This window comes from Martelella sp. UBA3392 (assembly GCF_002358775.1).
Lineage (GTDB): Bacteria > Pseudomonadota > Alphaproteobacteria > Rhizobiales > Rhizobiaceae > Martelella > Martelella mediterranea.
In genome coordinates, this window is sequence record NZ_DEPM01000076.1 from 14,177 (window position 1) to 21,772 (window position 7,596).

At 61.8% G+C, this 7,596-nt stretch carries 6 protein-coding genes; 4 read left to right on the forward strand and 2 right to left on the reverse strand.

The genetic code is table 11. The features are described from left to right. From infB to leuA, 3 genes are all read left to right on the forward strand, one after another. Positions 1-1,420: translation initiation factor IF-2 (gene infB, locus B4E36_RS05845; protein WP_345900105.1), on the forward strand; the 1,420-nt coding region annotated here is incomplete at its 5' end. Between the two features lie 284 nt (positions 1,421-1,704). Beyond that, positions 1,705-2,898, forward strand: coding sequence for a benzoate/H(+) symporter BenE family transporter (locus tag B4E36_RS05850; RefSeq protein ID WP_292059162.1), 1,194 nt, complete (start codon positions 1,705-1,707; stop codon positions 2,896-2,898). A gap of 293 nt (positions 2,899-3,191) precedes the next feature. Then, the gene (gene leuA / locus B4E36_RS05855; RefSeq protein ID WP_292059160.1) at positions 3,192-4,892 is read left to right on the forward strand and encodes a 2-isopropylmalate synthase; all 1,701 of its coding nucleotides are present in this window, start codon (positions 3,192-3,194) and stop codon (positions 4,890-4,892) included. Between the two features lie 60 nt (positions 4,893-4,952). On the opposite strand, the gene B4E36_RS05860 is transcribed toward leuA, so the two are convergent. Then, entirely contained in the window at positions 4,953-5,600 is a 648-nt protein-coding gene (locus B4E36_RS05860; protein ID WP_018066773.1) for a hypothetical protein, read from the reverse strand. 275 nt (positions 5,601-5,875) lie between these two features. Between B4E36_RS05860 and B4E36_RS05865 the strand changes: the two genes are divergently transcribed. Further along, the gene (locus B4E36_RS05865; RefSeq protein WP_345900106.1) at positions 5,876-6,565 is read left to right on the forward strand and encodes a CerR family C-terminal domain-containing protein; all 690 of its coding nucleotides are present in this window, start codon (positions 5,876-5,878) and stop codon (positions 6,563-6,565) included. Positions 6,566-6,578: 13 nt separating this feature from the next. Here B4E36_RS05865 and B4E36_RS05870 read toward each other — a convergent pair whose 3' ends face one another. After that, entirely contained in the window at positions 6,579-7,496 is a 918-nt protein-coding gene (locus B4E36_RS05870) for a metallophosphoesterase family protein (RefSeq protein WP_292059156.1), read from the reverse strand. Positions 7,497-7,596: the final 100 nt, after the last annotated feature.

Genomic DNA, 7,596 nt, shown 5'->3' on the forward strand with positions numbered 1-7,596 from the left:
CGAGGCCGGCGGCATCACCCAGCATATCGGTGCCTATCAGGTCGAGCAGGACGGTCAGAAGATCACCTTCATCGACACGCCCGGCCACGCCGCCTTTACCGCGATGCGTGCCCGCGGCGCCGAGGTGACCGATATCGCCATTCTGGTGGTCGCCGCCGACGACAGCGTCATGCCGCAGACGATCGAGTCCATCAATCACGCCAAGGCCGCCGGCGTGCCGATCATTGTTGCCATCAACAAGATCGACAAGCCGGACGCCGATCCGCAGAAGGTGCGCACGGCGCTGCTTCAGCACGAAGTGTTCGTGGAAACCATGGGCGGCGACACGCTGGAAGTCGAAGTCTCGGCCAAGACCGGCAAGAACCTCGACAAGCTGCTCGAGGCGATCCTGCTGCAGGCCGAAATCCTCGACCTCAAGGCCAATGCCGACCGCACCGCCGAGGGCGTCGTGATCGAAGCCCAGCTCGACCGTGGCCGTGGTTCGGTCGCGACCGTTCTGGTTCAGAAGGGTACGCTGAAGCCCGGCCAGATCGTCGTTGCCGGCGATCAGTGGGGACGCGTGCGCGCGCTCGTCAACGATCGCGGCGAACATGTGAAGGAAGCCGGCCCGTCGATGCCGGTCGAGATCCTCGGCCTCAGCGGCACGCCCGCTGCCGGCGATCGCTTCGCCGTCGTTGAAAACGAGGGCAAGGCCCGCGAAGTGTCCGAATACCGCCAGCGGCTTGCCCGCGACAAGGCGGCGGCCCGCCAGTCTGGTTCGCGCGGTTCGCTCGAGCAGATGATGAGCCAGTTGCAGGATACTGGGCTGAAGGAGTTTCCGCTGCTGATCAAGGGCGACGTTCAGGGCTCGGTCGAGGCGATCGCTGCGGCGCTCGAAAAGCTCGGGACCGACGAAGTGCGCGCCCGGATCGTCCATGCGGCGGCAGGCGGCATCACCGAGTCGGATATCTCCCTTGCGGAAGCTTCCAATGCGGCGATCATCGGCTTCAATGTCCGCGCCAACGCGCAGGCCCGCCGGCTCTCCGAGCAGGAAGGCATCGAGATCCGCTACTACAACATCATCTACGATCTGGTGGATGACGTGAAGTCGGCGATGTCGGGGCTTCTGTCACCGGAACGGCGCGAGACCTTCCTCGGCAATGCGGAGATCCTCGAGGTCTTCAATATTTCCAAGGTCGGCAAGGTCGCGGGTTGCCGCGTCACCGAAGGCCGCATGGAACGCGGCGCCGGTGTTCGCCTCGTCCGCGACAACGTGGTTATCCACGAGGGCAAGCTGAAGACGCTGAAGCGCTTCAAGGACGAAGTCTCCGAAGTGCCGGTCGGTCAGGAATGCGGCATGGCCTTCGAGAACTACGAAGACATCCGCGCCGGCGACGTCATCGAAGCCTTCCGCGTCGAGCACGTCACGCGCACGCTCTGATTTTCGAAGCAACACAGAAATCGAAAGGGCCGGCAGCGATGCCGGCCCTTTGTCGTTTGTGGGGTATTTTGCGTATGCCGCTTTGAGGGAGGTGGTCGTGCGAAGAGCTGAGCAGCCTACAATCTCCCTCAAGGGGGGAGATTGAGACCGACAGGCTGCAGGATAAGTTCAAGGCTTTTCACAGCGTACCGGCCATGTCGGCGTCGGGCTTGACTGCAACCCCCATTTACGCTGCAACCGCTTGATGTCGCCGGCTCGGGTCGGTGTTGTTGAAGGGGTGCGCAATGCTGCGGGATTTTTCACTGCAGAGCCTGTTCATGGGGCTTCTGGTTGCCTTTGTCGGCTTTGCGAGCTCGTTTTCGGTCGTGCTTCAGGGGCTGGAAGGCGCGGGCGCCAGCCATGCGCAATCGGCATCGGGCCTGATGGCGCTGTCGATCGGCATGGGCGTGTGCGGCATCGTCATCTCGGTGGTCACGCGGATGCCGGTGAGCGTGGCCTGGTCGACGCCGGGCGCGGCGCTGATGGCCACCAGCGGGGCTTTGCCCGGCGGCTTCAACGCGGCGGTCGGTGCTTTTATTATCTCGGCGGTGCTGATCATCCTCGCCGGCATGGTGAAGCCGGTCGGTCGGGCGATTTCCGCCATTCCCGCACCGCTTGCCAATGCGATGCTCGCCGGCGTGCTGCTGGCGCTCTGTTTCGCGCCGGTGGAGGCGGTGAAGTTCTCGCCGCTGCTGGCGCTGCCGATCGTGGCGACCTGGATTGTGGTTGGCGCCTTCAACCGGCTGATGGCGGTGCCTGCCGCCTTTCTCGCCTTCGTGGCCGTGCTGATCTTCGGCGTCGATATCGAAGCGGGTGCGTGGTCCGGCGTATTTCGCAATGCGTTTGCCGCGCCGGTCTGGGTGACGCCGCATTTCTCGGCTCAGAGCGCGATCTCGCTGGCGCTGCCGCTGTTCATCGTCACCATGGCCTCGCAGAACATTCCGGGCGTCGCGATTCTCAACATCAACAATTACCGCCCATCCGCCGGAAGGATGTTCTCTGCAACCGGCCTCGCCACGCTGTTTACCGCGCCCTTTGGCGGCCACGGGGTCAACCTGGCGGCGATCACGGCGGCGATGTGCGCGGGCCCGGATGCCCACCCCGATCCGAAACGGCGCTACTGGTCGGCGATCATCGCTGGGATCGGCTATATTGTGCTCGGCCTGTTCAGCGGCCTTGTGGTGGCAACCGTTTCGCTGGCGCCGCCGGTGCTGATCGAGGCGGTGGCCGGCCTTGCGCTGATCGGCGCTTTCGGCGGCGCGGTGCTTGGGGCCTTCAAGGAACCGGACGCGCGCGAGGCGGCGGCGATCACATTTCTGGTCGCAGCCTCCGGCGTCGGCTTTCTCGGCATTTCGGGGGCCTTCTGGGGGCTTCTCGCGGGTCTGCTGGTGCATGGCATCAAGTCATGGGCGGCGGGGCGTTCGCGCAAGGCCGCCTAGGAGGCGCTGTTTGCGATTGCAATTTGCCACAGATGCCGCTAAGGAACGCTCATGATCAGGTTTGCGAACAATTTTCAGGCGAAGTCCACGCGCGGTACCACTGCCGCGGCGTCCGTCCTGCGCGACCTAAACTCGCTTCTTCTTCTCGGCCTTAACGGCGGTTGCCGGGTCCTTTGAGGAGCGCCCGGCGGCCGGAAAGCCGTCTGGCACAAGCGCTCCTGGAAAAATCCCTGAATTGAAGATAAAGGCAGCCATTGCGCGGGACGCACGGATGAGCGCCGGAGTGAGGAAAAATGGACGTGAAAACCACAACCGCCAAGGGCATGCCGTTCGCGGCTCACAAATACCAGCCCTATCAGCAGATCAATCTGACAGACCGGCAATGGCCGTCGAAACGCATCGAGAAGGCGCCGATCTGGTGCTCGGTCGATCTGCGCGACGGCAACCAGGCGCTGGTCGATCCGATGGGCCACGACCGCAAGGCCCGCATGTTCCAGCTGTTACTCGACATGGGCTTCAAGGAAATCGAGATCGGCTTTCCCTCCGCATCGCAGACGGATTTCGACTTTGCCCGCTGGTGCGTCGAAAATGGCAATGTCGGCGATGATGTGTCGCTGCAGGTGCTGGTCCAGTGCCGGCCGGAACTGATCACCCGCACATTCGAGGCGCTGGAGGGTGCGCACCGCCCGATCGTGCATTTCTACAATTCGACCAGCGAGCTGCAGCGCCGAGTGGTTTTCGGCAAGGACGTGGCGGGTATTCGCCAGATCGCGGTCGATGCAGCCAAGATGATCACCGACATGGCGGCCAAGGCCGGCGGCGGTTACCGTTTCGAGTACTCGCCGGAAAGCTTCACCGGGACGGAGCTGGACGTCGCGCTGGAGATCTGCAACGCGGTGATCGAGGTGGTGAAGCCCACCGCCGACAACAGGCTGATCATCAACCTGCCCTCGACGGTGGAAATGTCGACGCCCAACATCTATGCCGACCAGATCGAGTGGATGTGCCGCAATCTCGACAACCGCGAGAACCTGATCGTCTCGGTGCATCCGCACAATGACCGCGGCACGGGCATTGCCGCCGCCGAAATGGGCGTTCTGGCCGGCGCGGACCGGATCGAGGGCACGCTGTTCGGCAATGGCGAGCGCACCGGCAATGTCGATATCGTCACGCTGGCGCTGAACATGTTCACGCAGGGCGTCGATCCGGAACTGGACTGCTCGGATATCGAGCGGATCAAGGAAGTCTACGAATATTCCAACCAGATGGTCATCCCCGAGCGCCACCCCTATGTCGGCGAACTGGTCTACACCGCCTTTTCCGGCTCGCATCAGGATGCGATCAACAAGGGCATGAAGGCGATCAAGGTTGCCAACAAGCCGCAGTGGGAAGTGCCCTATCTGCCAATCGATCCGCAGGATGTCGGCCGTAACTACGAAGCGATCATCCGCATCAACTCGCAGTCGGGCAAGGGTGGTCTCGCCTACATCCTGCAATCCGATTACGGCATCAACCTGCCGCGCGGCCTGCAGGTGGCGTTCCGCGAACACGTGCAGAAGATCACCGATGAAGAGGGGCGCGAGCTTCCTTCGAAGCGGATCTACGACGTGTTCATGGAAAAATATGTCGAGCAGCCGAACGGCCGCATCAGGTTCGTCGATCACCAGACCTACCCGCAGGGCCAGGCCAAGGGCCAGCGCGTGGTGACAGCAGAGATCGAGGATAATGGCGTTTCCAAACGGATCGAGGCCAAGGGCAACGGCCCCGTCGACGGGTTCATCAACGCGCTGTCCGACTATCTCGGCATTGCGCTGTCGGTCGAGGACTATTCCGAGCACTCGCTGAACCACGGGTCCGACGCCAAGGCGATCGCCTATGTCGAGGTCGCCTATGATGGCGGCAAGATCTATGGCGTCGGCATCAACACCAATATCGTCGCCGCGTCGCTGGAAGCGATCGTATCGGCGGCGAACCAGATCCTGGCGGCGCGCTAACGCCCGCCTTACGACTCTGAAGAAGGCCGGTCGCGCTCAACGCGGCCGGCTTTCGTTTTCTCAAAGCTTGAGATAGGCGGCCTGGGCCAGTTCCGGCATGTTGGCATCGGAAGACGGGCCGACGACGGCGACCAGCGTGCGTTCGCCCTGCCACCACGAGACGATGAGGTCGTCGCGGATGGTTTCCTGCACATCCGTCACCTGATTGTCGGGCGAGGCGGGGCGGGCCAGCACGAACACGGACAGCAGGTCGCCGGCCGCATTGCGGTAGAACAGCTCGATGCCCGGGGCGCGGTCGATCGCCACGACCCTGGCACCCTCGAAGATCGAAGCGCCTTCCTCGAAAGTGGGGACCGTCATGTCGATGCCGATGGTGCGCTGGACGAGTTCCGCAAAGGCTGCGTCATCATCAGGGCCGACATCGACCAGGGGCTGGTATTTCCGGCCGAAGACCCTGAAGCTCGCACAGACGTCATCGATCCAGTCGTTCGACTGGTCGAGCGAAAGATCGACAACGTGGGAGGCGCCGGAATCCCGCGACAGGCTGGCGCCCACGGCCACACCGATGCCGAGAAATACCGCGCAGGCCGCGCCCGCCATCCAGCGGCGACGGCCGGCTGCCCTTTTCGGTCTGCTCTTGATGACTGCGGAATCCATAACGACCTTGAAACTCTCGATCGCATACGCGATATAATAATGGCCGGTCAACCCCTTCGCCGGCCCGCATGCAGGCGCGATATTGCCTTGTGTAAATGGCGGAAACAAGGGGCCTGCAGCGTTTCCCCAGTCGGAAAGCGAATTTACTTGGATCGCAACCGCCTGTTGCAGCAGGTCCAGCCATGCAGCTTGGGAAATATGGCTGAAATATGGCTGGCGCTTGCGGGCACGTTGCTTTATCTTGCCTGCCAAACAGAAAATAGAATGAAGGGGAGAATTAATTCTATGATCAACGTTTGGCCAGAAACAGAGTAATAAACAGAGCCATGATCGAAAATCAGAGCGGTGCAGCAGCAACGAGGCAGGCGATTATCGCCGCGGCCCTCCGGCTTTTTGGAGAATATGGTTATAACGCTGTTTCCACACGTAAAATCGCGGAACTTTCAGGCGCGAATATTGGCAGTATCGCCTACCATTTCGGCGGCAAGCCCGGGTTGATGCGCGCCTGTGCACTTTACGTGATCGATATTGCCAAGAACAATATCGGCAGTGCGATGCTGGAGCCGATATCGGCGAAGATGACGCCGACCGAGGCACGGGAAGAACTGGTCGAATTGATGGTGCGTCTGGTTCAGCCCCTGACGCCCAATTACGACCAGGATGAGATCTCGGCCTTCATCATGCGCTATATCGCGCTTCCAAGCGAGGCTTTCGACCTTCTGTTCAACGAGTTTATCGAGCCGCTGAACAAGCACTTGCGGCAATTGCTGGCGCGGGCCACCGGACGTGACGAGAATGGCGAGGATCTGGCGATCCTGACCTTTACCCTTCTCGGCCAGGCACATTATTTCAAGATTTGTCGCCACGTCGTGCAGCGCAGCCTTGATTGGGACGGGATAGGCCAGAATGAATGCCTGAAACTGCGCAATGCCGTCCGGTTCAACGTTAACGCCATCGTTGATGCCAGCGCTACCCCGGCTTTGCGCCGGACCCTCGTGCACGAGGACGCGGTGTAACGCGAAGGGCCAATCAACGGTCGTCGGTATAAGAGAAGCTGAATTCGCTTTCCGGTTCTATGAGGCCGCTCGCCGCGCTCAAAGCGTGGCGGCGGCATTGCATTTCATATGAGCCGGACCTGCCGCTGACGGTGATAAGGTTGAAGCCGGACGGCGGCTTCTTGCCGTTGGCGCCCTGGCCTGCGGCGGCGATGCCGATCACCGGCGTCTTGCCGTGTCGTGTCTCGATGAAATTCACGGTGTTGAGATGGGTATGGCCGTGAAGCACCAGTTCGCAGCCGCCGGTAGCGATCGTTGCCCGGAACCGGCGAATGCCAAGCAGCCGCTTGTGGCGCGGGGCCGCGTTGCGAACAGGCGGATGATGGATCATCAATATCCGGAACAGCCCTTCCTCGCCTGCCTGGCGTAGAAGCTCGGCGGTCTTGCGCGCCTGTTTCGCCTCGAACGAGCCGATCGCCAGAAATGGCGGCGAGGGAATGGCCGATGAGCAGCCGATGATGGCGATCGGACCGCGTCTGCGGAGATAGGGGAAGGTCATCTTGCCCAGATGCGCCCCCTCGTGATCATCGCCCTGCATGTAGTCGCCCCAGGCCCTGGCGATCTTGGCGTAAGCGCCGCCGACATAGGCATCGTGATTACCTGGCACCAGCGAGACTTCATGCGCCGGGCCGACGCTTTTCAGCCAGTCGGCGGCGATATCGATTTCCTTTGTGGTGGCGAGATTGACCAGGTCGCCGGTGATCGCGAGGTGGTCCGGATTCTCGTCCGCGATCGCCAGAAGCAGGTTCTCCAGCGTATCCTTGCCGAGATGCTTGCGGCGGTTGCGATGCCAGTTGAAGAAGCCGGTGATCCGTTTGGAAAACAGCTCCTTCGGCGACAGCCGCGGCAGCGGCCCGAGGTGGACGTCGGAAATATGGGCGATTGTGTACATGCAGTCTTCTTATACCAAGGATCAGCGATTATCACCCATATGACCGGAGCGATTTTGAAAGCCGGCTAGGCGAAAGCCGCAGTCGTAGCCATAGCTACGG

What these genes read in the sequence shown, in the direction of transcription:
- B4E36_RS05850 (WP_292059162.1), top strand. Translation starts at nt 1,705, where the DNA reads ATGCTGCGGGATTTTTCACTGCAGAGCCTGTTCATGGGGCTTCTGGTT.
- leuA (WP_292059160.1), top strand. Translation starts at nt 3,192, where the DNA reads ATGGACGTGAAAACCACAACCGCCAAGGGCATGCCGTTCGCGGCTCAC.
- B4E36_RS05870 (WP_292059156.1), bottom strand. Translation starts at nt 7,496, where the DNA reads ATGTACACAATCGCCCATATTTCCGACGTCCACCTCGGGCCGCTGCCG.
- B4E36_RS05865 (WP_345900106.1), top strand. Translation starts at nt 5,876, where the DNA reads ATGATCGAAAATCAGAGCGGTGCAGCAGCAACGAGGCAGGCGATTATC.